This is a genomic window from Glaciecola punicea ACAM 611, assembly GCF_000252165.1.
GTDB lineage: Bacteria > Pseudomonadota > Gammaproteobacteria > Enterobacterales > Alteromonadaceae > Glaciecola > Glaciecola punicea.
Window position 1 is genome coordinate 118,800 of record NZ_BAET01000007.1, and the last position, 24,245, is coordinate 143,044.

Sequence of the window (24,245 nt, forward strand, 5' to 3'; positions counted from 1 at the left end):
CAAAGCACTTGCGCCTTGTGGTTTATTTTTCAAGCGCGTCCAAGTATTTCTCAGCGTCAAGCGCGGCCATACAGCCTGTACCAGCGGACGTTATGGCCTGACGGTATATATGATCACTTACATCACCTGCGGCAAATACGCCGGGTACGCTGGTTTGTGTTGCGTTACCGTGTAAACCACTGTTAACAATTATGTAGCCGCCTTTCATGTCTAATTCGCCTGTAAAAATGTCGGTGTTAGGTGAATGCCCAATGGCTATAAACACGCCCATTGCGTCAATATTGGTCACATCGCTGTTTTGTGTATCTTTAATGATAACGCCAGTTACACCGGCATTATCACCCACAATTTCTTCTAAAGTTTTATTCAAATGTAAGGTTACGTTGCCGTTTTTTACTTTTTCGAGTAAGCGCGCTATGAGTATTTTTTCACTGCGGAAGGTTTCGCGTCTGTGAATGACGTGTACTTCACTGGCTATGTTAGATAGATACAAGGCTTCTTCAACCGCCGTATTACCGCCGCCTACCACCACTACCTTTTGATTGCGATAGAAAAAGCCGTCGCAGGTTGCACAAGCACTTACGCCACGACCCATGAAGGCTTCTTCGCTGGGCAAGCCTAAATATTTTGCTGATGCACCTGTGCAAATAATAAGTGCATCGCAGGTATACTCGGCGTTTTCGCCAATAAGCCTGTATGGACGCTTGCTCAAGTCTGTTTTAACGATGTGATCGTAAATAAATTCAGTATCGAATTTTTCGGCGTGTTTTTGCATACGTATCATTAAATCAGGACCGGTTAAATCGTCAGGGTCTCCTGGCCAGTTTTCTACTTCGGTGGTAGTGGTTAACTGTCCGCCTTGCTGACTGCCGGTGATTAATACGGGTTTAAGGTTAGCGCGCGCTGCGTAAACCGCAGCGGTGTATCCGGCTGGACCTGAGCCCAAAATAAGTAGGGGCACGTGTCTGATTATAGCCATTTATCTCTCCAATGTGTGTCACTCTAATACGAGTTTTTATATGCGGGCGATGACGATTATTTCAATGCGGTTTGTTATTCCTAATTCTACTATATTACGCAATTAATGTGTTTTTTAATTGGGCTGTTTGCATTTAATCGCTACGTTTCTGGATGAGTCAGGCCCCCACACATATGACTGTGTCAATGATAGATTGCAGCGTTAAATGAAGGTCTAGTCTGTCAAATAGTATTATTTACACATTAGCAAGCATTAATTTTTTTTGTTTATCGTAAAGCCTTGCTTTTATGCTAATATTAATTTTGTGGATTTCCAACGATATTGGCTTTTTAGCGATGAAAAAAATGGTTACATATTTAAAATCGGGCCAAGAGTACATGCGTATTTGGCCTATGCAAAAACAGCTTTATGCGTTATTCCCTGACTGCAGAATTATTGCCGCTACCAAGTTTGGTATGAAGGTGATGCCAGCAATTGCGGTTATTGTTGTCGCCATGCAGCTTCAATACTTGGGCTTAGAGGCCTTGGTACAGGCGATCACTTTTGGTATTTTCTTTTTGAGCTTACCTCTTCAAGGTATTTTGTGGTTAGGCCACAGAAGCGAGCAGGTTTTACCTCCTCAAATAAGCAATTGGTACAAAGATCTTTATGCCAAAATGCAGCAGCAGGGCTGTCAACTTCAGCGTCAAAGCGCAAAGCCTACGTTCAAAGAACTCGCCGTGTTGCTTCGCACCGCGTTTAAAGAGCTTGATAAGGCGTTCACTAAAAACTTGTTCTAGTGTAATTGTGTTAAAACGGTTTTGCACTTTCTGCACACATATGATTGTTTTCCTCTTACTACTTTGTTGTGCCTAATAAGCGATAGCGGTATTACCTTGCATACACATTTATAGATTACTTCGCGCATAGCCACGGCGCTTACATCTAGTGTATGCGTCACTTTAGGCGGCACGTCAAATATCTCCAGCATGATTTTTTGCCACTGTAGACCGTGAGGTTTTGCGGTTAATCCGTATAGCTGATAAACCATAATATGGGCTAACTCGTGCGCAATAGTATGCGATATAAAATAGTTTGTGTTTTGCGCATATAGAATTGGATTGATTTTTATAATATTTTTTTGAAGGAGGGCACTTGCTGCTATTTTACCTCTTTGCGTAAACATCAAGCTTGGCTGTGTAAATAAGTCTGCAGTATGGCGCACAGCGATTTTCTTTACAGCAGTATTAAATAGCTCGTTTAGTCTAGCCTGTGCGGTGTGTTGTAAGGTAATTGCTAGCATTTTTTAGATAACAGACTTTAGGTAAAAAAGAATAGTCAGTACTTATTAAAAAAAGAGCCTGTAAAATAGGCTCTTTTCAAGTTTTATTTAGAGGCGTATTTATTCAACCATCGTACATTCGATACAAATCGCATATGTAGCCATTGGGTCGTTTAATTTGCTCATAAACGCAGTTTGCGCTTCGACTTGTTTGGCTAACTGCATCAGTGGACTTGGCTTATAATTAATCTTTAAACCCGACATAAGGGCGCTGGCATTATTCAGCAAATTAGCCCACATTTTTTCGTCATCGCTTAGCTCGCGTTGAAGATAAATTTGTGAAAAGTCTTCCAGTTCAGCCAGTTGAGCAGCATATGCTACGGCTTCTTCAAGACCGCCAAGCTCATCAACCAGGCCAAGCTCGAGTGCTTGAGTGCCTAACCATACGCGGCCTTGCGCAACATTGTCGACCTCTTCAAGGGTCATACCGCGTTCTTGTGCTACGAGTGTAATAAAGCGCTCATATCCACGTTCTATGTTCATTTGTAGTAATGCTTTATAACCTTCAGCCAAGGGACGGTTAACCGACATACCAACAAGTTCGTTAGTTGAGACTCCATCGCTATTCACGCCTAAGTAGTTGAAGGAGTTTTCAAATGTGGCGAGTAGTCCAAAAATGCCAATTGAGCCCGTAATCGTGCTAGGTTCGGCAAATATTCTATTTGCACTTACTGAAATCCAGTATCCGCCTGATGCAGCCACGCTGCTCATAGAGGCTACAACTGGTTTACCGGCGGCTTTCAATAACTCAACTTCTTGGCGAATTACCTCAGATGCAAAAGCGCTACCCCCGCCCGAGTCTACCTGCAGTACAACCGCTTTAACACTGTCGTTGTTGCGCGCTTTACGCAGCAACTGTGCTGTGCTATCGCCGCCTATAGCACCAGGGTCTTGTTTGCCGTCCATAATATTGCCTTTTGCAACAATCACTGCGACTTTGTCACCGCCGCTGTGATTAGACCTAGGAAAAGCAGGTTTAAGTAGCTTTGAATATGCCTTGTAGCTCACTTGATTAAACGTTTCGCCCTCTTTAGCTGCGCCTAATAGCTCGACTAACTCACTGCGAAACTGTGCCCGTGTTCTCAATCCATCGACCCAATTGTTAGCCAGTGCATATTGTGCAAAGTCACCGTTGACGGCGCTAAATTTGGTCAGTAATTCATCAAATGTTTCATCAAAGTTTTGCTCGTCAAAGCCGCGTGAGGCCGCAACATCTGCCTTGAACATGCTCCACATTTCATTTAACCATGCCTCGTTTGCAAGCTTTGCTTCAGGCGACATAGTGTTGCGCAAATAAGGTTCAACCGCAGACTTGAATTTACCTACTTTAAAAACGTGAGTCGACACTTTAAGTTTTTCTAAAGCTTCAGCGAAGTAGGTTCCGTAACGTGTATAGCCTTCCATTAGCAAAGCTCCCATTGGGTGCACGTATACATTGTCTGCATGACTAGCTAAATAATACTGCGCCCGTCCAAAGTAGTCACCAATGGCATAAATAGGTTTGCCTGAGGTTTTAAAAGCCTGCAAAGCCTCACCTACTTGCTTAAGCTTGTCCATGCCGCCGCCGCCAAAACCATCAAGATCTAACACAATAGCGCCAATACGTTCATCTTTAGCTGCATTTTCAATCACGTTGATAAGGTCTCGAAGTAGAATCTCTTGCTCGTCTTGACCTTGTCCCGTTATTTGTGAAATGAACAATTCAGCTGGATCTACCCATGTCTTTTGAATCACTAGATTGCCAGAAAGATTCAACATAAGCGCACTATTTTTGGCGACCACCGGTTTTTGTGAACCGGAGGTAGAAATACCCACTACTATCGCAATAATGATAATTAAAAACAAAATATTCAACAGCAAGCGGCGGCCGAAGTTAAGTCCATTCCAAATCCCTACAAACAACGACTTGGTGAAACTACTTTTTCCTGACATTAACGTTACCTTTTATTTTCTTTAGATGTGTAGTCTACTAAAAACAGGGAATAGATACACAATGTTAATTTGTAATAAGTTGTTATTACTTGTATGAATTAGATGCCATTACACCTAATTTTTATGTTGCTAGTATTTTTTATTTTTTTAAACTCAAGGGTGCTTTATCATTGGGACTTGTGTTCATGGGATGGAGCCACACTTTTAAGACATATGCTATTATACTATGATCGTTGTTAGCCAAAGTCATCAACAAAGCCGCTTTATGCTTATAATACCGCACTTTAGGCCGATGTTTTCGCATTATATTTTGCAACGCTCGTGCCATTGTATACCCACACTTTTTTTGTACTGATCATGGCTTATCGGCATTCTATGTAAAGTTTGTTGTCATGTTTTACTTTGACTGATGTCCTGATCGTAGAATCTATTTTAAAAAAATTTTCGTATAGGTTTTACCGCCGTTGTATTAAATATACAATCAAACGATAATATTAGCGTTGAATGTTTATTGTTAGCGTTTTACGCTTACAACGACAGCAACGATCATCCTTCTAGATTTTCAAGGACAGCTTATGCAAGCACTAGAACTGTTACTTAACAGAACTTCACAGCCTCGACTTCAAGCACCCGCACCAAGCGGTGAAGCCCTTAATAATATTTTACAAGCCGGGCTGTGTGCGCCTGATCACAAATTATTGTCGCCATGGCGCTTTATTGTGTGCGCTGACGAAGGCTTGCGTAAATTGGGCAGTATTTTTGAACAAGCGGCGATAAAGAAAAATTCAAGCCCCGAGTCTATCGAGCGCGCACCTGCTTTGCCGATGCGTGCGCCCATGGTAATCGTGGCAATTTGCAACTATACGCAAGATGAAAGCGTGCCAAGAGTAGAGCAGATTGCCTCCACTGCTTGCGCTGTTCAAGCGATGCAGATGGCTGCTATAGCGCAAGGCTTTCAGGGTATTTGGCGTACAGGTTGGTACGCACAAAACCACGATGTTAAAGTCGCAATGGATTGCAAACAAGAAGATGAAATTTTAGGCTTCTTATATTTAGGCACTACACCGTTAAAAGCAATGCCGCGTAAACCACGAGACACGGCTAAGTTTGTTGAGACATGGACTTAGATTAGTCGTCGTTCTATTCCCGGGCTTTGAAACAATATAGGTGTTTAAGCACTCTCAATTTTAAAAACCAGCCCAGCATATTTTTCTAAGCGTTCGATTAGCGCATTTCCTAGTGCAGAGGCGCTGGTGTAAAACCCTCCTGCTAGGCCGTCTTGAAGTTGCCCAAGGCAAATTGCGCTTTCGCTAATCATGCGTGAGGTTGAGCCATATCCAGGATCTAAATAACCAGCAACGCTTGCGCTGTAAGTTTCACCATTTTCATGGTCACCTATAAATAAAATATCATAGAAGCCATTTTCTCGCTCATCGGCGCTTGGTCCTTCACCTGGTTTAGGACCATCTTTACCGCCTAGTGATTTATCATTTGCAACATGATTAGCAATCGCTTCACCTTTATCACCGGATCCTGTTAGCATCATTTCATCGTACTTAAACATTTTACCATAGGCATAGTCGAGTAAATAGTTTGAGCGATGCACGTTTTTGGTGTTAATAGCGGCCATAATAAAAGGCGCTGCCCATGACTGCAGTGACTCATCAAAATAAGGTTTATCGCCGCGCGGCTGCTCTACTAATACTTCAGACGTGGCTAAAGAGTAGGGATTAATCAGCGCCTGCATTATGCTTTTATCTTGCTTAGCGGCCACAATAGTAGCTTTTAAACTTGCTGCTGTGCCGCCCGAAAATGTCCCCTGCATTTTTCTAACGCGGCCTTTGACGTAGTTTAAGGTGCTGCCGGCAACTTGTTCTACATGGCCTTGAAGGTGGTACACACCTAGGTCAAATGGGACTGAATCGAAGCCACAAGAAAACACAATAACAGCGCCTGTTTCTTTTGCAGCGCTTTGATATTTAGCAATCATCTGATGCATCCAAGCAGGTTCGCCGCACAAATCGACGTAGCCGGTGCCGGCATCTACACATGCTTTTAATAGTTTTTCACCATATATTTGATAAGGTCCAACGGTGGTTAAAACGACTTTCGTTCGTTTAACCAAAGACTGCATGCTTTGTTCATTATTGCTGTCTGCGATAATGAGGTCTATGTCTTTGCTTATGTGCATTTCGTCTCGCACACTTTCAAGTTTTTCTTGGCTGCGCCCCGCCATTGCCCACTTTATTTCATTGTTTTTATTTATGCTGTAGGTCTTTTGCAAATATTGTGCGACTAAGCGCCCGGTAAAGCCGGTGCTGCCAAAAACAATTATGTCGTATTGAGGATGTTCACTCATTGTATTTTCCTTAAGGTAATGTGTAAATTAAGCGCTACATAAAAGGTACACGAACACGCTATAAAAAAGATAATTACTTTATTTGATACATGCATATCAACCATTGATCAACATTCGTAGCTAAGGCATATTTTGAATATTTCAATCCTTTTTTAGCCTGTAACGACGGCTATGACTTTACGATACGGTGACTATTTTACACACGTTAGTTGCACCAACGGTTTCCATTTGATCGCCATAGGTCAAAATAAACTTATCACCTACATTTAAAATATTATTTTCTCTCAAGACTTCCACCACTTCGCGGGTTAAAAAACCAGGTAGGCAGTCTGTAGAATCAAAATAAATCGGCGTGACGCCGCGATATAAAGACATCACATTTAGAATGCGAATATGACGAGACATGGCAATAATGGGTAGGCCTGTGGTAAGTCTCGACATGAGCTTTGGCGTAGTGCCGCTTTCGGTTAAGCCAACAATGGCTTTAATACTGGGCAAGTGGTTTGCCGCATACACTGCCGACATTGCCAATGTTTCACTTACATCCTGAAAGTTTTCAGCCATCCTATGCTTTGATATTTTTACGCTTGAGTGAGTCTCAGCGCCTAAACACACTCGTGCCATGGCGGCAACGGTTTCTACGGGGAATTTGCCTGCGGCGGTTTCAGCCGATAGCATTACCGCATCGGTACCGTCTAAAACTGCGTTTGCTACATCCATAACTTCAGCCCTTGTGGGCATTGGGCTTTCAATCATCGATTCCATCATTTGTGTCGCGGTAATCACTATTTTATTAAGCTGACGAGAACGTGAAATTAGTTTTTTCTGTACCCCAACTAGCTCAGCGTCACCAATTTCAACGCCTAAATCACCGCGAGCAACCATCACCGCGTCTGAAGCGCTGATGATATCGTCAATCGCTTCGTCGGACGCAACTGTTTCAGCCCGCTCAACCTTTGCGCATATTTTAGCAAAGCAGCCAGCAGCTTCTGCCAAGCTTCGAGCGTAGTCAAGGTCTGCGCCTGAACGTGGAAATGAAATCGCTAAATAGTCGACATCCATCAACGCTGCGGTTTTTATATCTTCTTTGTCTTTTTCGGTAAGCGCTTGCGCTGACAGTCCGCCGCCGAGTCTGTTGATACCTTTGTTATTTGACAGCTTGCCGGGCACTGTAACTTCGGTGTGGACTTTTCGACCATCAATCGAGATGACTTTAAGCTGAATACGGCCGTCGTCGAGCAATAAGATATCGTCTTTTTTTACATCATCAGGAAGGGCCTTATAATCTATACCAACGGAGGTTTCGGTGCCGTCAAATTTGCCGAGTTCAGCATCTAATACAAATTTTTGGCCCATCATCAATACCACGGAGTCATTTATAAAGCGTGACACGCGTATTTTGGGACCTTGTAAATCACCTAATATTCCCACATAAACGCCTAATTTTTTAGCTACCTCGCGAACCCGCTTCGCGCGCTCTATATGATCTTGCGCGCTGCCGTGAGAAAAGTTCATGCGCACAACGTTAGCCCCAGCTTTCACTATGGCTTCTATCATTTGACTTGAGTCGGTTGCGGGTCCTAACGTAGCCAATATTTTTGTTCTTCTAGACATTGCTTTTGCTCTACTAGACATTGCTTTTGCTCTCTTTTAATATGATTTAATGTGATTTAATGGAGACAAATTGTATTACGTATCTTTTTACAGCACTTTGCAGCTTGCCTTTTCTACAGGTTATCTTTCACGTATCTAGAACTTCGCAAAGTGTCTTTTAGGCGTTTCAGATTTTCTCTAAATTTATTGCCTCTGCGCAAAGTAAACCCTGTGGCTAGCACGTCAATTAGCGTCAACTGTGCTATTCGCGAGGCCATCGGCATATACAGATCAGTGTCTTCTGGCACTTCTAAAGATAAAACATAGTTACATTCTTTGGCTAAGGGTGTGTCGGCGCTGGTAATACCGATAACCATGGCGTCGTTTGCGCGCGCTATTTGCGCTACATCGACCAAACTTTTTGTGCGCCCGGTATGCGAAATAAAAATTACTACGTCGCCTTCTGTACTATTCATACAGCTCATTCGCTGCATTAGAATGTCTTCAAAATAAACGACTGGCACATTGAAGCGAAAAAACTTATTGACGGCGTCATGGGCAACCGAAGAAGATGCGCCGAGCCCAAAAAAAGAAATCTTTTTGGCTTGAGTGAGCAAATCAACCACCCGGTTTACCATTGCAATATCTATTGACTGGCGCGCTACTTCAAGCGATGCCATAGTAGATTCAAAAATTTTATTGGTGTATTCCGCAGGGCCGTCAAATTCATCTACGTGCCTATTTACATAAGGTGTGCCGTTTGCGAGACTTTGCGCTAAGTGCAGTTTAAAGTCGGGATAGCCCTTGGTATCTAAGCGTCTGCAAAAGCGATTCACGGTAGGCTCACTTACATTGGACAACTTCGCTAAAGTCGCAATGCTAGAATGAATAGCCGACTGTGGGTTAGCTAAAATAACTTCTGCTACTTTTTTCTCAGACTTACTGAACTCAGACATATCACTTGATATTTTTTCTAGTACATTCATCATTTTGCTACATGTAATAAATGGATAATGAGCGCTATGATAAAGCTAATTTTTGCTTTTGTCATATTTGTTGTAATTTTTTGACGAAAATACTGAAAGTTTACAGAAGTGCTAACATCCAGTTAGGTTGTTATTTGGCTAGTTAACACTATTTAAAAATCCTGCGATAAATATTCAAAATATTGATAAACATGAGTTTTATTTATTTTTTTTTGTGGGTATTTGCCTGTTTTATGCGGTGGTATAGGCAAATGTCATTGACGCCTAAATAACGAAATTAATTTGTAATTTTACTACATTTGTAGTTTACTACACCTACAATTACTAATTATGATGGCGTTGTTACATCTTTCACAGCGCTTACCTTATTTGAGGCGAACAATGGTTGTAGAAAAAAAGTACGAACCGATAGACTTTGTCTTGTTTGGTACGCTAGGCGACCTAGCGAGGCGTAAGCTTCTGCCTTCTTTATATCAATTAGACAAAGCAAACTTACTGCATGCAGGCACCACCATAACGGGCGTGGCTAGGCAGACATTGTCTAACACAAAGTTTGTTAAAACAGTGCGTGAAAACATCGTCAAATTTTTAGGCGAAGAAATATGCGAAGACACGTGGAAGCGTTTTGCAAAAAGGCTCGACTTCGCCATGATTAATATGGTGAATCACGAAGATTATAAAAAATTGTGCGAGCACGTCGATTCGCAAAGATTGATGGTATGTTATTTTGCTACACCACCGTCTTTGTTTGGTGATATTTGTAAAGGAATGGATGCAGCCGGTATTATTGACGAAACGGTACGCGTGGTGCTGGAAAAACCCATTGGGCATGACTTTAAATCGTCTGAGGTTATCAATGATCAAGTGGCTGAGTTTTTTAAAGAGCGTCAAATTTATCGAATTGATCACTACCTAGGCAAAGAAACCGTTCTTAATCTAATTGCACTGCGATTTGCTAACTCTATTTTCGCCACGAACTGGGATCATAACTGTATCGATCATGTTCAAATTAGTGTCTCAGAGTCGGTCGGAATTGAAGGCCGTTGGGGTTATTTTGACAGCGCAGGTCAAATGCGCGATATGGTGCAAAACCATTTACTACAAATCCTGTCGCTTATTGCGATGGAGCCACCTACCACCCTAGACGCAGACAGTATTCGTGACGAAAAACTAAAAGTATTGAAAGCGCTGCGCACAATAGATGCAAGTAACGTTGCTCAAAAAACCGTACGCGGTCAGTACGGCTTAGGCTTTGTTGCTGGTAAAGAAGTGCCAGGGTATTTAGAAGAGCCCGATGCCATTGAAACAAGTAAAACCGAAACGTTCGTGGCCATTAAGGCTGAAATAGACAACTGGCGCTGGTCTGGTGTGCCGTTCTATTTACGCACTGGTAAACGTCTGCCGGCCAAAGTAAGCGAAATCGTCATTTATTTTAAGCGTCAGCCGCATAATTTATTCAGCGATAGTTTTGCCTCATTACCTGCCAATAAACTGGTAATTAGGCTGCAGCCCGAAGAAGGCGTTGAGGTCACGGTGATGAATAAAGTGCCGGGCTTAACTAGTTCAGGATCGATGGACTTGCAAAAAAGCAAGCTTGATTTGAGTTTTTCAGAAGAGTTTGGCGATCGCAGAATTGCCGACGCCTACGAAAAGCTTTTGCTCGAGGTAATGATAGGCAATCAAGCATTATTTGTAAGACGCGATGAAGTAGAGCAGGCATGGAAATGGGTCGACTCTATTATGACAGCCTGGAACAAGACCAATGAACCGCCAGAACCATATCAGGCTGGAACGTGGGGGCCTGTTTCTTCTATCGCTTTACTAGCGCGTGAAGAACGTAACTGGTATGAAAGTAAAATCAAGAGAAAGAAGTAAGACTATTTATGGCACTGATATTAAATGAATTTGACTCAGCACATGATTTAACGAAAGCATTTGCTAAAAGAATCATTGAGGCGCTAGCTAAGGCCATTGTTGAAAAAGGCAGAGCTTCGCTTGTGGTAAGTGGGGGAACAACACCTAAACCACTATTTATGGTGCTGTCGCAGATAGACCTAGCTTGGGACAAGGTAGTGATCACCCTTGCTGATGAACGTTGGGTAAATGCGAGTCATCCTGACAGCAATGAGAAATTAGTGCGTGAAAACTTATTGCTAAATAAAGCTTCGATAGCTACTTTTGTGAGCTTGACAACCTCGCACAAAGATCCACAAGACGCAGAACGTGAGGTAAGTGTACGTGTAGATGCTATCGATGAGTCTTTCGATGTTTTGATTTTAGGCATGGGCGAAGACGGTCATACCGCCTCGCTTTTCCCCTGTAGTGAGCAAATAAGTGAAGGCTTGAATTTGTCGCGTAGCTTAAGTGCAATTGCGACAACACCCGCTACCGCGCCGCATCAGCGGATGTCTATGTCGTTGGCAAAAATTGTAAATGCAAAGCAGGTTTTTCTGCATTTAACAGGCACAAAGAAGAAAGCCATATTAGACGATGCCTTAGCTAACTTTTCCGAGTTAGAGAAGCCCATAATAGCCGTATGCCAGCACGCTAATGTTAATCTAATGTGGTCACCGTGAGGAATTTATATGAATACTATGATACAAGAAGTAACCGACCGAATTATAGCACGCAGCCAAGTGTCAAGAGCTGCTTACCTAGCCAAAATTGAACGTGCGCGCAAGCAGGGCCCATTAAGAGGCGAGCTGTCGTGTGGCAATTTGGCTCATGGCTTTGCTGCGTGTGGCAAAGAAGACAAAGTTGACTTGCGCAACATGATCAAAGCAAACATTGCTATTGTGTCGTCATACAACGATATGCTAAGCGCGCATCAACCTTATGAAGATTATCCGCAAAAACTCAAGAAAGCGATTTCTGAAGTAGGCAGCGTTGCACAGTTTGCTGGCGGTGTGCCGGCTATGTGCGATGGCGTTACACAAGGTAATCCCGGTATGGAATTGAGCTTAATGAGCCGCGACAATATTGCAATGGCCGCCGCTATTGGCCTTTCTCACAATATGTTTGACGGTGCGCTTATGCTGGGCATTTGCGACAAAATAGTGCCTGGTTTACTCTTAGCCGGCCTAAGTTTTGGCCATTTACCGACTATCTTTGTGCCTGCAGGGCCGATGCCATCAGGCTTACCTAACAAAGAAAAAGCGCGCATTAGGCAAGAATTTGCGCAAGGCAAAGTAGGTCGCGAGGAGCTGCTTGACGCGGAGTCACAGTCATATCATTCACCAGGAACATGCACTTTTTATGGTACCGCAAACAGTAACCAATTAGTGGTTGAAATGATGGGTCTACACTTACCAGGTTCATCTTTTGTGAATCCTGGTACTGAACTACGAGAAGCCCTAACCGGCGCCGCCGCTAGACAAGTAACACGATTAACCGACTTAGGCGATAACTACATGCCTATTGGTCATATAGTCGATGCTAAAGCGATGGTTAACGGTCTTGTTGGCTTATTAGCCACAGGGGGTTCAACTAATCATACGATGCATTTGGTGGCTGTCGCTCGGGCAGCAGGTTTGATTGTAAACTGGGACGATTTTGCTGATTTATCAAGCGCTATTCCTTTAATTACGCGTATCTACCCTAATGGCTCAGCCGATATTAATCACTTTACCGCCGCGGGTGGCATGTCTTTATTGTTTAAACAACTGCTAGACAAAGGGCTATTGCATAACGATGTAAACACAATCTGTGGTTACGGTCTTGAGCGATATACCCAAGAACCGCGCATTGTAGATGGAGAGCTTACGTGGGTTGAAGGGGTTGCAGAATCTTTCGACAAGGAGGTGGTTGCTGACATCAACTATCCATTCAAACCAGATGGCGGTTTGTCGGTGCTTACGGGTAATTTAGGGCGTGCGGTAATGAAAACATCGGCGCTGCGTGAACCGCATTGTAAAATCAAAGCACCCGCGGTTGTATTTGAAGACCAGTATTCTTTTGACGCAGCGTTCAAGTCAGGTGAGCTTGATAAAGACTGTGTGGTTGTGGTGCGTTTTCAAGGACCTGCGGCAATAGGCATGCCTGAATTACATCGTTTAACGCCGCCCTTGGGCGTACAGCAAGACAAGGGCTTTAAAGTCGCCTTGGTAACTGATGGCAGAATGTCGGGCGCATCAGGCAAAGTGCCAGCCGCCATACATTTAACACCAGAGGCATTTAAAGGCGGTCTTATTGGTAAAATTAACACCGGCGACTTAATTGAAATTGACACCTCAACGGGTAAGTTGACCCTGCACGTTAGTGAAGTCGATTTAGCCGCTCGCACCCAAGCAAGCCTAGATTTAACAGCCAGTCATCAAGGTATGGGCCGAGAGCTTTTTGCGGGTATGCGTTCAACCTTAACGGGTGCAGAACAGGGTGCCTGTTCTTTATTTATTGAGCAAGACAAACTAGATTCAGGATTGCTTTGAGATGTCGCACCGCTTTGTAGCTGACGTAGGCGGCACTAATATTAGGTTAGCGCTTATAGAAAATGGCAAGGTAGCTAAAATAGAGAAATACTTATGCGCTGATTTTGACAGCATCGGCGAAGCTATTTTGCAGTTTCAGGAAAATACCACTAGCGATCATTTTAGTGCAGGTTGTATTGCCATTGCGTGCCCTGTCAGTAATGACCTTGTGAAAATGACTAATCATTCATGGGCGTTTTCACAAACTAAGCTCAAAGCCCAACTGGCACTAGATAACTTGTATGTTATCAACGACTTTACTGCGGTTGCTCACTCACTGCCTACGCTAATTCATAATCAGGTGATTCAGCTTGGCCAAGGCAGTGCGAAAGAGCACGGCAACATTGCGGTTTTTGGTCCAGGAACGGGCTTAGGTGTTGAGCATTTAACGTGGACGTCTAGCGGCTGGAAAACGTTAGACGGTGAGGGTGGTCACGTTGATTTTGCGCCTACCGACGAAATCGACATAGTAATATGGCAGTACCTGCAGAAGAAGTACGGTCGCGCGTCTGCTGAAGAAGTACTCTCTGGGCGGGGGATTGTAAACATCTACAGCGCGCTTTGCCTGCACTATGGTCATGAAATTAGGCTTAAAAACCCTTCCAGTGTTACCGCCTCTGGATTAGACAACAGTGACGTAATGGCTGCGCTAGCCATAAAGCAGTTTTGCCGCATAATGGGCAGCTTTGCAGGTAATTTAGCGTTAAACCTTTGTACCACAGGCGGTATCTTTATTGGCGGTGGTGTAACGGGTCATTTAGGTGATTATTTCTTACAAAGTGATTTTAGGGCAAGATTTGAAGCAAAAGGGGAATTTGCCTACTACGTTAAGAATGTTCCCACTTATTTAATTAGAGAGCCTGACCATGGCTTGTTAGGAGCTTTGGCTTACCTTATACAACATACTGTAGAGAACGAATGAATATGAATAACTGGACCATCACCTCAGCGGATGTATTTAGTCAAGGCCCGATAGTACCTGTGCTTGTGGTAGAAAAACTGGAAGATGCCTTACCCATTGCCCGTGCCCTTTTAGCCGGGGGTATCAATGTGCTTGAAGTTACCTTACGCACTAAAGCAGCATTAGCGGTAATAGAAGCCATTGCAAAAGAATTACCCGAAGCCTACGTTGGTGCAGGCACGGTTACAAACGAAGAGCAATTAAGAGCGGTGACCAACGCTGGCGCAAAATTCGCCATAAGTCCCGGCTTAACAGAAGCCTTATTAAGCGCTGGAATAAAAGGCAGTATTCCACTTATTCCAGGTGTTTCCAATATTTCTGATTTGATGAAAGCAAATGATGCCGGTTACGATCATCTGAAGTTCTTTCCGGCAGAAGCAGCCGGCGGCGTTAAAGCACTTAAATCTATCGGCGGCCCTTTCCCCAATACTATATTTTGTCCCACCGGGGGTATTGGTCCCGACAATTATAAAGAATATCTCGCCTTACCTAACGTAGCGTGTGTAGGCGGCTCATGGCTCGTACCAAACGATGCTATCGAAAACAAGCAGTGGCATGTACTCACCGCGCTAGCTAAAAAAGCGATGGCTATTTAAATTTAGTTTTGACCTCTTTTATTTCATTTTAAAATATTGTTTGCGATAGTTTGTGGGTTTGAAGCGGTCCTAGTATTAGTGGTTTTTTTGCATTCGCTGTATTTGCAGCCTCTATACAAAGCATTGTTTTATAACCATTGTTTTGCATATCCTTCATGGCCGCTGATGTATCAACCCACGGGTTCCATACAACAGTAGCATCGTGTCCGGTTTGTTCTATCATTTGACTAACCATATGCTGGCTGTTTTGAGGCGGTGCAGCGTGTGTTTTGCATATATTTATTGTCTGCTTATGTGTGTATAGAAGGTGATTAAAGAGATGGATCCTATCCACCTCTTTTGTGAAATTGTAAACATCTGGCGGCTTGTTGTTTTTAGTAGCGTTGACTTTATCATCATAAGGCGTATTAACACCGCTAAGGTGAACTTGATGAATGTCGTCAACTAAAAAGTAGCTGTGCAATGCCTGCGTTAGCAAAACTGCTTCGCAGCCTTTATTTGTGGAAACTATTTCAACGCACAGCCTGTCACTGAGTGTAACAACTAATGACATATCAATATTTGAGTAAGCATATTGTTCTAATTGAGAGGGTACTAAGGTGACGCTAGTGCTATGTATCTTATTGCTACTTGCTGTTTCTTGTGCATTTAACAGGCGAAACATTTGCGTACGCGCATATCCATGACTTGGATAATCAGCATTTGTTGTGTGGTTGCTAAACCAAGGCCAGCAAATAGGAATGCCTCCTCTGATTGGGGCTTTGCCATCAAAAATAGCCAGTTTACTTAGCCATAGCCTTTCTTTATTATCAAACTTATTAATATACGATAAAACCTGTCCACCAAAGAGGCTTATTACCACGCGACAATAGGCGTTTTCCAAGATTAAACAATGGCCATAACGCTCCAATTGCTGAATATCTACGCTGCCTACTTTATCTATTACCGCTAGACACTCGTTTACTATTTCTGTCTGGCCTTGCGACTGGTGTTGCATAGATGGATATCTCCTAATCAATAAAAAAGCGACCGAGGTCGCTTTTTAAGGTAATGCCTAGTGTGCTACATTATTATTTAGAGATATGCGCAACCAAGTCAAGCACCCTATGTGAATAGCCCATCTCATTGTCATACCACGATACCACCTTCACAAAGGTGTCAGTAAGTGCGATACCTGCAGCGGCATCGAACACAGAAGAGTGAGTATCGCCAATAAAATCGTTAGACACAACTGCGTCTTCAGTGTAACCCAAAATGCCCTTTAACTCGCCGTTAGCGGCTGTTTTCATAACTGCGCAAATTTCATCGTAGCTAGCTGGCTTTAACAAATTGACAGTTAAATCTACTACCGATACGTTTGCAGTAGGTACGCGCAGTGCCATACCCGTGAGCTTGCCATTCAAGGCAGGTATTACTTTTCCAACGGCTTTGGCAGCGCCAGTAGATGAAGGAATGATGTTTTGCAATGCGCCACGGCCGCCGCGCCAATCTTTTAAAGACGGGCCATCGACCGTTTTTTGTGTGGCGGTAGTAGCATGCACGGTCGTCATTAAGCCGTCTTTAATACCAAAACTATCATGTAGTACTTTTGCAATAGGCGCTAGACAGTTGGTTGTGCAAGAAGCGTTAGATACAATTAATTCTCCCGCGTAATCATTATGGTTTACACCCATAACAAACATAGGCGTAGCATCTTTACTAGGTGCAGATAAAACGACTTTTTTGGCACCCGCATCAATATGTTTTTGTGCGGTTTCTTGTGTGAGGAATATGCCCGTTGCGTCAATTACCACATCGACGCCAACATCGTCCCACGCTAGATTTGCGGGATCACGCTCACCAGTAACACGCACTGTTTTACCGTTTACGAGCAAATGGCCGTCTTTTACGTCAGCGCTGCCGTTGAAGCGACCGTGTGTTGAATCGTATTTAAGCATATAGGCAATATAGTCAATGTCTATTAAATCGTTTACTGCCACAACTTCTATGTCGTTGCGTGCCATGGCCGCACGCATTACTAAGCGACCAATTCTGCCAAAGCCATTTATTCCTAATTTAATTGTCATGATGCTCTCTATTTTTTTGTAATTTAATTACGAAATTATGCACAATATTTTACTATAAAGCAAAGTTTTATTGGCATCTGTTGTTTTATTACATATACAGTAGGCAATGAAATAAAGTGATTACTGCCTTCCTTAATATTATAATATGCATGAGATAATTAACTGATCAAAGCGAAACGATACGATGCGCGCTAGTAGTTCACTAAGGCCATAAAGTATGTGATCCTAGCAGTAGGCGACTACTTCATTTGCTGCCGCTGTCGATTTTTTAGTAAACAATTTTCATAAAAGCTAAAGCCACTTGGGATTTATACAATAATGACACAACTAACAGACTATTTAATTGAGCAACAAGGTATAGGTTCTAATTATATAGACGCATGGGGTAAACCAGCGATAATCCAGCGTGAAACCCAACAAGAGCTGCTCAAATCGATGGGCTATCAAGTAGACGACGAAAACATCTTAGCGCAGCAGCTCGAAGCCCAAGCCTCTGATTATTGGTTACGCCCGCTGGCGCCTGTTCTTGTGCTAAGAATAGGCGCCAAACTGACGGTTAATATGCGCACATCTATTAGCAACGCAGCTAAGCTTCACACCTTTAAATTTGTGCTGGAATCGGGTAAGTCGATTATCTATAAATTTACACCTGTTGATGCGCATCTCTTAGCAGCGCGAGAAATTGAAGGTTTAGAATGGCAAGAATACCTCATTGAGCTTCCGTTAAACGTGCAAAAAGATATTTATGCAGAAAAAAATAAGGCCCTTGGTTACCATGAACTACAGTTGCTAATGGGCCGCAAAATAATGAGCAAAAGCAATCTTATTATTGCGCCCCTTCGCTGCTTTATTCCAAAAGACATTCGCCAAGGCAAAAAAATATGGGGCTTGAGCGTCCAGCTCTACTGCTTGCGTAGCCAGCGCAACTGGGGCATAGGTGACTTTACTGATCTAAGTCGTTTAGTAAATGAGTTGGCTGTTTTAGGCGCAGACTTCATTGGCCTAAATCCTATTCATGCTTTATACCCGGTTAATCCAAATATATGTAGCCCTTATGGACCAAGCTCGCGCCGCTGGCTCAATTATTTGTACATTGATGTGACCATCATCGACGGTTTCACATCAAACGCAGTGCAAAGCTGGATGCAGGAAAATAACATTGAGCACAAACTGATTGAACTACGTGAAGTCGATTTTGTTGACTATGCAGGTGTGGCTGACATTAAGCATACTGTTTTATCACTGATATTCACTGAGTATAAAAAACAATTTCTAAGCAAAAAATCACCTCAAAATGAAGCCTTTAAAGCGTTTATTAAAACAGGCGGCAAAAGTCTACACACCTTAGCCACTTTCGAAGCATTGCAAAATACCTTAAAAAAAGAAGGCAAAGAACACTGGGGATGGCCAGCATTTGAGCAGCAATACAGTAGTGCAGATTCACCTGAAGTTGCTCAGTTTGCTAAGCAAGAAAAGAAACTAGTTGAGTTTTATTTGTTCTTGCAATGGGTAGCCGCTGATCAGTTTGCAACAGCTAGTAAGGCTGCTATTAAGGCTGGTATGGAAATTGGCTTATATCGCGACCTAGCCGTGGGCGTGAGCGAGGGCGGCGCCGAAATTTGGGGTAATAAAGATCTTTATTGCACTGATGTTAGCATTGGCGCACCGCCTGATGTACTTGGGCCATTGGGGCAAAAATGGGGCTTGCCGCCCATGATACCTAGTGTTATGCAAGAACAGCAGTATCAACCTATTATCGACTTGTTCTCTTCAAACATGGCAGGCTCTGGTGCGCTGCGTATAGATCACGTAATGGCGCTGTTGCGTTTATGGTGGGTGCATAAAGAAAACAATGCCACGAAAGGCGCATACGTTAATTATCCAGTAGACGACCTACTTGCTATTTTGGCCTTGGAAAGTGTTCGTCATAAAAGTATGGTGATAGGAGAAGATTTGGGCACTGTTCCTGACGCTATACGCGAAAAACTTGAGGCTAACGGCATATATTCATATCGGCTTTTCTTTTTTGAACAGGCCCACGATGGAGGATTTTATTCTCCGTCGCATTATCCTGTGCAGTCTATGTCAACCTTAACCACCCATGATATGCCCACTTTGAGCGGCTATTGGCACTGCGATGATTTGGCGCAAGGCAAAGAACTTGGCATATACCCAGACGCAGAGATGCTAAAAACGCTATACGACACCCGGCATGAAAATAAGCAGCATATACTAGATAGTTTACACGGTCACGGTGCTATTCCTCATTCAATTAGCTTGGATGTGCACCACGTGGGCATGACGCAAGCGCTCAACTTTGGTATGCAGACGCACATGGCGGCCGGCACGAGTGCCTTGCTTAGTTTGCAGTTAGAAGATTGGTTGCAAATGGATAAACCTGTTAACATTCCCGGTACATTTAATGAATACCCTAATTGGCGGCGTAAGTTGAGTCATGACTTGGAAGATATTTTTACCAAGCCAGAAATAAGAGTACTTGCTGAGCAATTAAATGCGCGTCGTAAATATGCCAGTGGTAATTAAGTCTGCGCTAATCAAGTTGCAAAATCCTAGCAGGCCATCGATATTATAACAACGAGGTTATACATGCACTTTGAGCAACAACTTTTAGAAGGCTGCTGTATGCATCCATTTTCGCAGTTGGGCTGGATAAGCAGTGCTAATAAAGCGTTTGTCAGTGTTTGGTTCCCCCAAGCTTCGGCCTTATCAATTCGAGATGCAAAAAGCCATGAAAAAATTGCTGATTTAAAAAAGTCAAACGCGGGCTTATTCACGGTAAACCTCAAAAGTGAAAAATCCAAATATCGGCTTTACGAGGTGGTTGCCCATACCCAAGACGGCGAATACATTTATACCGACCCTTACCAGTTTTCTGAAACGGCTTATAGCGCGGTGCACTTTATTGATCGTGCGCCACAAAACCTATATGAACAGGCTGGTGCGCAGCTAGTGACTAGCGACAATGGTGTTAAGGGTGTTCGTTTTGCAGTGTTTGCACCCAATGCCAGTGCAATATCACTCATTGGTGATTTCAACCACTGGGATAAGCAACTACATCCCATGCAAAAAACAGACATGGGCTACTGGGTACTATTTATCCCAAACTTAACGCCCGGTGCGCTATATAAATTTGCTATAAAAGACGCCCACGGTCATCAACTTCCAGACAAATCAGATCCCATAGGCTTTAGTCAACATCAGTATCCATCGCATTCATCAGTGGTGTATGACCATAAAGCTTATAAATGGAATGATGCTAAGTGGCATCAGACTAAAAAAGATCCTTATAAGTCGCCTATGAGCATATATGAGGTGCATTTAGGCTCGTGGAAGCGCCCAAGTGATCTTCACAAAACTTACCTAAGCTATGTGGAACTTGCGCATGACTTGATTGCTTATGTTAAAGAAATGGCCTACACCCATATAGAGGTCTTGCCCGTTTCTGAATTTCCGTTTGACGGCTCATGGGGGTATCAGCCGGTAGGCTTGTTTGCGCCTACTAGTCGTTTTGGCAGTCCCGACGACTTCAAATTTTTTGTAGACACATGTCATCAACAAAATATTGGCGTTATTGTGGATTGGGTGCCGGCGCATTTCCCTGAAGATGGCCACGGCCTTGCGCAATTTGATGGTACGCATGTCTATGAGTATGCCGATCCCCGTAAAGGCTGGCATCCAGACTGGAACTCATGTATCTATGATTTTGGTAAAGACACCGTGCGGCAGCTACTGGTGGCTAATGCGCTGTTTTGGTTTGATAAATATAAAGTAGATGGTATTCGGGTAGACGCCGTTGCCTCTATGCTGTACCTGGATTACTCTCGTAATCAAGGCGAGTGGCTACCTAATGTAGACGGCGGTAATCACAATTATGAAGCGATAAGCCTGCTGCAGTGGATAAACACAGCCGTGTATGCTCAATTTCCACAGGCCATTACGATAGCCGAAGAGTCAACCTCTTTTGCGGGCGTGTCAAAGCCGGTTTCTGCTGGCGGCCTAGGCTTTGGCTTCAAGTGGAATATGGGGTGGATGCACGACTCGCTTCACTATATTGCCAAAGACTCAGCTTACAGAGCTTATCATCATTGTGAGCTGACGTTTTCAATGGTATATGCCTATGACGAAAACTTTGTGCTGCCTATCTCTCACGATGAAGTGGTGCACGGCAAAGGTTCTATGATCCAAAAAATGCCGGGTGATGAATGGCAAAAATTTGCTAATTTACGCGCGTATTACGGTTTCATGTTCGGGCACCCGGGTAAAAAACTGCAGTTTATGGGAAATGAAATAGCACAAATCGCTGAATGGGATCACGACTTGTCTTTAGACTGGGACTGTTTGCAAACCCAAGGCGGCGATGGAAACTTTCACACTGGCATAAGTAATCTTTACAGGGCGCTTAACAAAGTATACGTAAAGGAGCCATGCTTGCACGCACTTGACCATGAACATAGTGGATTTAGATGGATAGACATTAACAATGCGCAGCACAGTATTCTATCCTTTGCCCGATTTAGCGGCTTACAAAACGATGTGGTCTTAGTTGTGAATAACTTCACCCCATCGGTATATGAACACTTTAAAATAGGTGTGCCTTTTGCGGGTAAATATAAATTAATACTCAATACCGACGATGCAGATTTTGGCGGCAGTGGCTATAAAGTTAAGCAAACCGTTAGCAGTAAAGCCATCGCCGCGAATGATTTTGATAACAGCGTCGATATTATTGTGCCGCCTCTGGCAACAATGTTTTTTAAAATTTTAGCGCGCTAGTTCGCCTGCATATACCTTCGCTACTAGCCTACAACAGAGTATCTTATTAACATGAGTCAGCAGTCTCAAACGACAAATATTGAAAAAGAATTCGTGGCCAGTGCCTTTGAATTACTGCCTGGAAATATGCAAGAGCTAGGCGCCGTATTATGTAAGCAAGGCTGTAATTTTGTAGTGTACGCCCCCGACGCTGAAGAAGTATTTATTTGCCTTTTTGACGAGAATGAGCAAGCTTTAGCGCAAATTTCCTTGCAAGAGCGAAGTAAGTCCAAATGGTTTGGCATCATTTCAAATGTTAAGCATGAGCATTTATATGGTATTCGTGTGCGGCCTAAAAAAGATAAACGTAGCCATCCGAATTCTCATATGAATAAGTTGCTCATCGACCCGTATGCAAAGGCACTTAATAGGCCATTGCAGTGGGACCCGAGTTTATATGAAGGTGACTCGCATGCTTTAGTGCCTAAAGCGCGCATAATGCAAACGTCCAGTACAAAGCTTGAACCCCTCAACGTTAAACCTGAGCAGCGAATTATTTATGAAACACATATTAAAGGTTTAAGCGCGAATCACCCTGAGGTGCCTCAAGCCATTAGAGGTAAATATTTAGGCGCGTGTCATCCTGCAATTATTGCTCATTTAAGCGAATTGGGAATTAGTAGCGTGCAGTTTTTACCCTTAATGTCGTTTATGCCTGAACCCTTTATTACTAAAAAGGGTCTGAGCAATTATTGGGGCTATAATCCTATTAATTTTTTTGCTGCTGAGCCGCGCTATGCGTTAAATGACGCGTTCACTGAATGCAAAGAAATGATACAAAGCTATCGAGATGCAGGTATAGAAGTCATTTTAGATGTGGTATTTAACCATACCTGTGAAAGCGGCCCCGATGGTCCAGTGCTCAGCTTTAGAGGCTTATGTGAGTCGCACGCTTACCTAATGCAGCATATTGATGAGTCAGAAACACCCCAGTACGTTAATTATTCAGGCTGTGGCAATACCGTAAAGGTGTCTGATTCGTTTATGCTGAATTTGCTGGTGGATGCCTTGCGTTATTGGGTCAGTGAGATGGGGGTTAGCGGTTTTCGCTTTGATCTGGCCAGTATTTTAGGCAGAGAAGCGTATGACTTTAAAAGTAACGCGACTTTTTTTACAATTTTAAGACAAGACCCTATTTTAAACAAAGCGCTCATGCTTGCAGAGCCTTGGGATATCGGCCCTGGAGGATATCAGCTTGGGCAATATCCCGATTATTGGCTAGAAGTGAACGATAAATACAGAGACGTTGTGCGCGGCTTCTGGCGCGGCGATAAAGGTCTAAAAGGAGAGTTTGCAACCCGTCTCTTAGGCTCCAGAGATGTGTTTCATAAAAATGTTAGGCCTATGCATGCTAGTGTGAACAACGTGAGCTATCACGATGGTTTTACGCTGCATGATATTGTGTGCTATGAGCAAAAACATAATGAGGCAAACTTAGAAGAAAACCGTGATGGGCATGATCACAACTTAAGCGCTAATTATGGCGTTGAGGGGCCCAGTACTGATAAAAAAATAATTGCTCTGCGTGAGCAGCAAAAACGTAATTTATTTGCGACTTTAATTCTCAGCCAAGGCACGCCGCATATTTTAGGCGGGGATGAGATAAGCCGCACGCAAAGCGGAAACAACAATGCCTACTGCCAAGACAATAATATCAACTGGTACGACTGGACTTTAGATTCAACTAAGCACTCTTTTCTCGAATTTTGCCGCTATATGACTAGCTTGCGCAACAACAATCCGTTACTGCAGCAAATGAATTTCGATGATGATCTTTACGATAATAGACAAAACGTCACGCAAGCCAACTGGTATCGTCGCGATGGTAGCCTTAAGACAGACATAGACTGGGTTAATCATGAGCATCATTGCTTTGCGCTGCACATTGTGGGCGAAATAGTCATTGACAACAACGCAGAGTCTCAAGAATGGTTGCTGTGCATCAACAGCTTAGATAAAGATCGCGATTTCACTTTACCTATTTTAAAAAGCAGTGAGCCATGGCAGTGCTTTTTAAACACGGCGCAGGCAAATATGAGTACTTATGCAACTTTGCCAATTGAACCATCGTTTAGTTTACAAGCGCGTTCTATGCACTTATATAGAAAAACTAGTGTTGAATCAGCGGCTGGTCTTGCGCCGCTATGACGCTT

General features: G+C 43.3%; 18 protein-coding genes. 10 read left to right on the top strand and 8 right to left on the bottom strand.

Annotated elements, in window-relative coordinates; translation table 11 throughout:
* Positions 1-22 precede the first annotated feature (22 nt).
* Positions 23-979, bottom strand: a complete 957-nt coding sequence (trxB, locus tag GPUN_RS02990; protein WP_006003276.1) for a thioredoxin-disulfide reductase — start codon at positions 977-979, stop codon at positions 23-25.
* 287 nt (positions 980-1,266) lie between these two features.
* Here trxB and yfbV point away from each other — a divergent pair, with 287 nt between their 5' ends.
* Positions 1,267-1,758 (top strand): terminus macrodomain insulation protein YfbV, encoded by a 492-nt coding sequence (yfbV, locus tag GPUN_RS02995; protein WP_006003277.1) that lies wholly within the window; start codon positions 1,267-1,269, stop codon positions 1,756-1,758.
* Here yfbV and GPUN_RS03000 read toward each other — a convergent pair.
* The gene (locus GPUN_RS03000; RefSeq protein WP_006003278.1) at positions 1,755-2,261 is read right to left on the bottom strand and encodes a SprT-like domain-containing protein; all 507 of its coding nucleotides are present in this window, start codon (positions 2,259-2,261) and stop codon (positions 1,755-1,757) included. The genes yfbV and GPUN_RS03000 overlap by 4 nt on opposite strands.
* A gap of 99 nt (positions 2,262-2,360) precedes the next feature.
* Entirely contained in the window at positions 2,361-4,232 is a 1,872-nt protein-coding gene (sppA, locus tag GPUN_RS03005) for a signal peptide peptidase SppA (RefSeq protein ID WP_006003279.1), read from the bottom strand.
* Between the two features lie 575 nt (positions 4,233-4,807).
* Here sppA and GPUN_RS03015 point away from each other — a divergent pair.
* Entirely contained in the window at positions 4,808-5,359 is a 552-nt protein-coding gene (locus GPUN_RS03015; protein WP_006003280.1) for an NAD(P)H nitroreductase, read from the top strand.
* A gap of 44 nt (positions 5,360-5,403) precedes the next feature.
* Here GPUN_RS03015 and GPUN_RS03020 read toward each other — a convergent pair whose 3' ends face one another.
* The 3 genes from GPUN_RS03020 to GPUN_RS03030 all read right to left on the bottom strand — a co-directional run bounded on the left by GPUN_RS03020 (position 5,404) and on the right by GPUN_RS03030 (position 9,170).
* Positions 5,404-6,591: a saccharopine dehydrogenase family protein gene (locus GPUN_RS03020; RefSeq protein ID WP_006003281.1), complete on the bottom strand. Its 1,188-nt coding sequence runs from the start codon at positions 6,589-6,591 to the stop codon at positions 5,404-5,406.
* 177 nt (positions 6,592-6,768) lie between these two features.
* Entirely contained in the window at positions 6,769-8,205 is a 1,437-nt protein-coding gene (gene pyk / locus GPUN_RS03025) for a pyruvate kinase (protein WP_040520206.1), read from the bottom strand.
* A gap of 113 nt (positions 8,206-8,318) precedes the next feature.
* Positions 8,319-9,170 carry a MurR/RpiR family transcriptional regulator gene (locus GPUN_RS03030; RefSeq protein WP_006003285.1) on the bottom strand — a complete coding sequence of 284 codons (852 nt, stop codon included), beginning with the start codon at positions 9,168-9,170 and terminating at the stop codon, positions 8,319-8,321.
* A 381-nt stretch (positions 9,171-9,551) separates the two neighbouring features.
* On the opposite strand from GPUN_RS03030, the gene zwf reads away from it, so the two are divergent.
* The 5 genes from zwf to GPUN_RS03055 are packed head-to-tail and all read left to right on the top strand — an operon-like array spanning position 9,552 to position 15,193.
* On the top strand, positions 9,552-11,045 hold the full coding sequence (zwf, locus tag GPUN_RS03035) for a glucose-6-phosphate dehydrogenase (RefSeq protein ID WP_006003287.1): 1,494 nt from the start codon (positions 9,552-9,554) through the stop codon (positions 11,043-11,045).
* An 8-nt stretch (positions 11,046-11,053) separates the two neighbouring features.
* Positions 11,054-11,746, top strand: a complete 693-nt coding sequence (gene pgl, locus GPUN_RS03040) for a 6-phosphogluconolactonase (protein WP_006003289.1) — start codon at positions 11,054-11,056, stop codon at positions 11,744-11,746.
* A 9-nt stretch (positions 11,747-11,755) separates the two neighbouring features.
* Positions 11,756-13,597: a phosphogluconate dehydratase gene (gene edd, locus GPUN_RS03045; RefSeq protein ID WP_006003290.1), complete on the top strand. Its 1,842-nt coding sequence runs from the start codon at positions 11,756-11,758 to the stop codon at positions 13,595-13,597.
* 1 nt (position 13,598) lies between these two features.
* Complete coding sequence (glk, locus tag GPUN_RS03050) at positions 13,599-14,558, top strand: glucokinase (protein WP_006003293.1); 960 nt, start codon at positions 13,599-13,601, stop codon at positions 14,556-14,558.
* Positions 14,555-15,193 (top strand): bifunctional 4-hydroxy-2-oxoglutarate aldolase/2-dehydro-3-deoxy-phosphogluconate aldolase, encoded by a 639-nt coding sequence (locus tag GPUN_RS03055; RefSeq protein ID WP_006003295.1) that lies wholly within the window; start codon positions 14,555-14,557, stop codon positions 15,191-15,193. Before glk ends, GPUN_RS03055 begins: the two co-directional genes overlap by 4 nt.
* A 28-nt stretch (positions 15,194-15,221) precedes the next feature.
* Here the strand turns inward: GPUN_RS03055 and GPUN_RS03060 are convergent, their stop codons facing one another.
* On the bottom strand, positions 15,222-16,190 hold the full coding sequence (locus GPUN_RS03060) for a D-hexose-6-phosphate mutarotase (protein WP_006003297.1): 969 nt from the start codon (positions 16,188-16,190) through the stop codon (positions 15,222-15,224).
* A gap of 73 nt (positions 16,191-16,263) precedes the next feature.
* A complete protein-coding gene (gene gap, locus GPUN_RS03065) occupies positions 16,264-17,259 on the bottom strand; it encodes a type I glyceraldehyde-3-phosphate dehydrogenase (RefSeq protein WP_006003299.1) in 996 nt (331 codons plus the stop codon).
* A 318-nt stretch (positions 17,260-17,577) separates the two neighbouring features.
* Here gap and malQ point away from each other — a divergent pair, with 318 nt between their 5' ends.
* From malQ to glgX, 3 genes are all read left to right on the top strand, one after another.
* Entirely contained in the window at positions 17,578-19,803 is a 2,226-nt protein-coding gene (malQ, locus tag GPUN_RS03070; protein WP_006003301.1) for a 4-alpha-glucanotransferase, read from the top strand.
* Between the two features lie 63 nt (positions 19,804-19,866).
* Positions 19,867-22,053 (top strand): 1,4-alpha-glucan branching protein GlgB, encoded by a 2,187-nt coding sequence (gene glgB / locus GPUN_RS03075; protein WP_006003303.1) that lies wholly within the window; start codon positions 19,867-19,869, stop codon positions 22,051-22,053.
* Positions 22,054-22,104: 51 nt separating this feature from the next.
* Entirely contained in the window at positions 22,105-24,240 is a 2,136-nt protein-coding gene (gene glgX / locus GPUN_RS03080; protein WP_006003305.1) for a glycogen debranching protein GlgX, read from the top strand.
* Positions 24,241-24,245 lie beyond the last annotated feature (5 nt).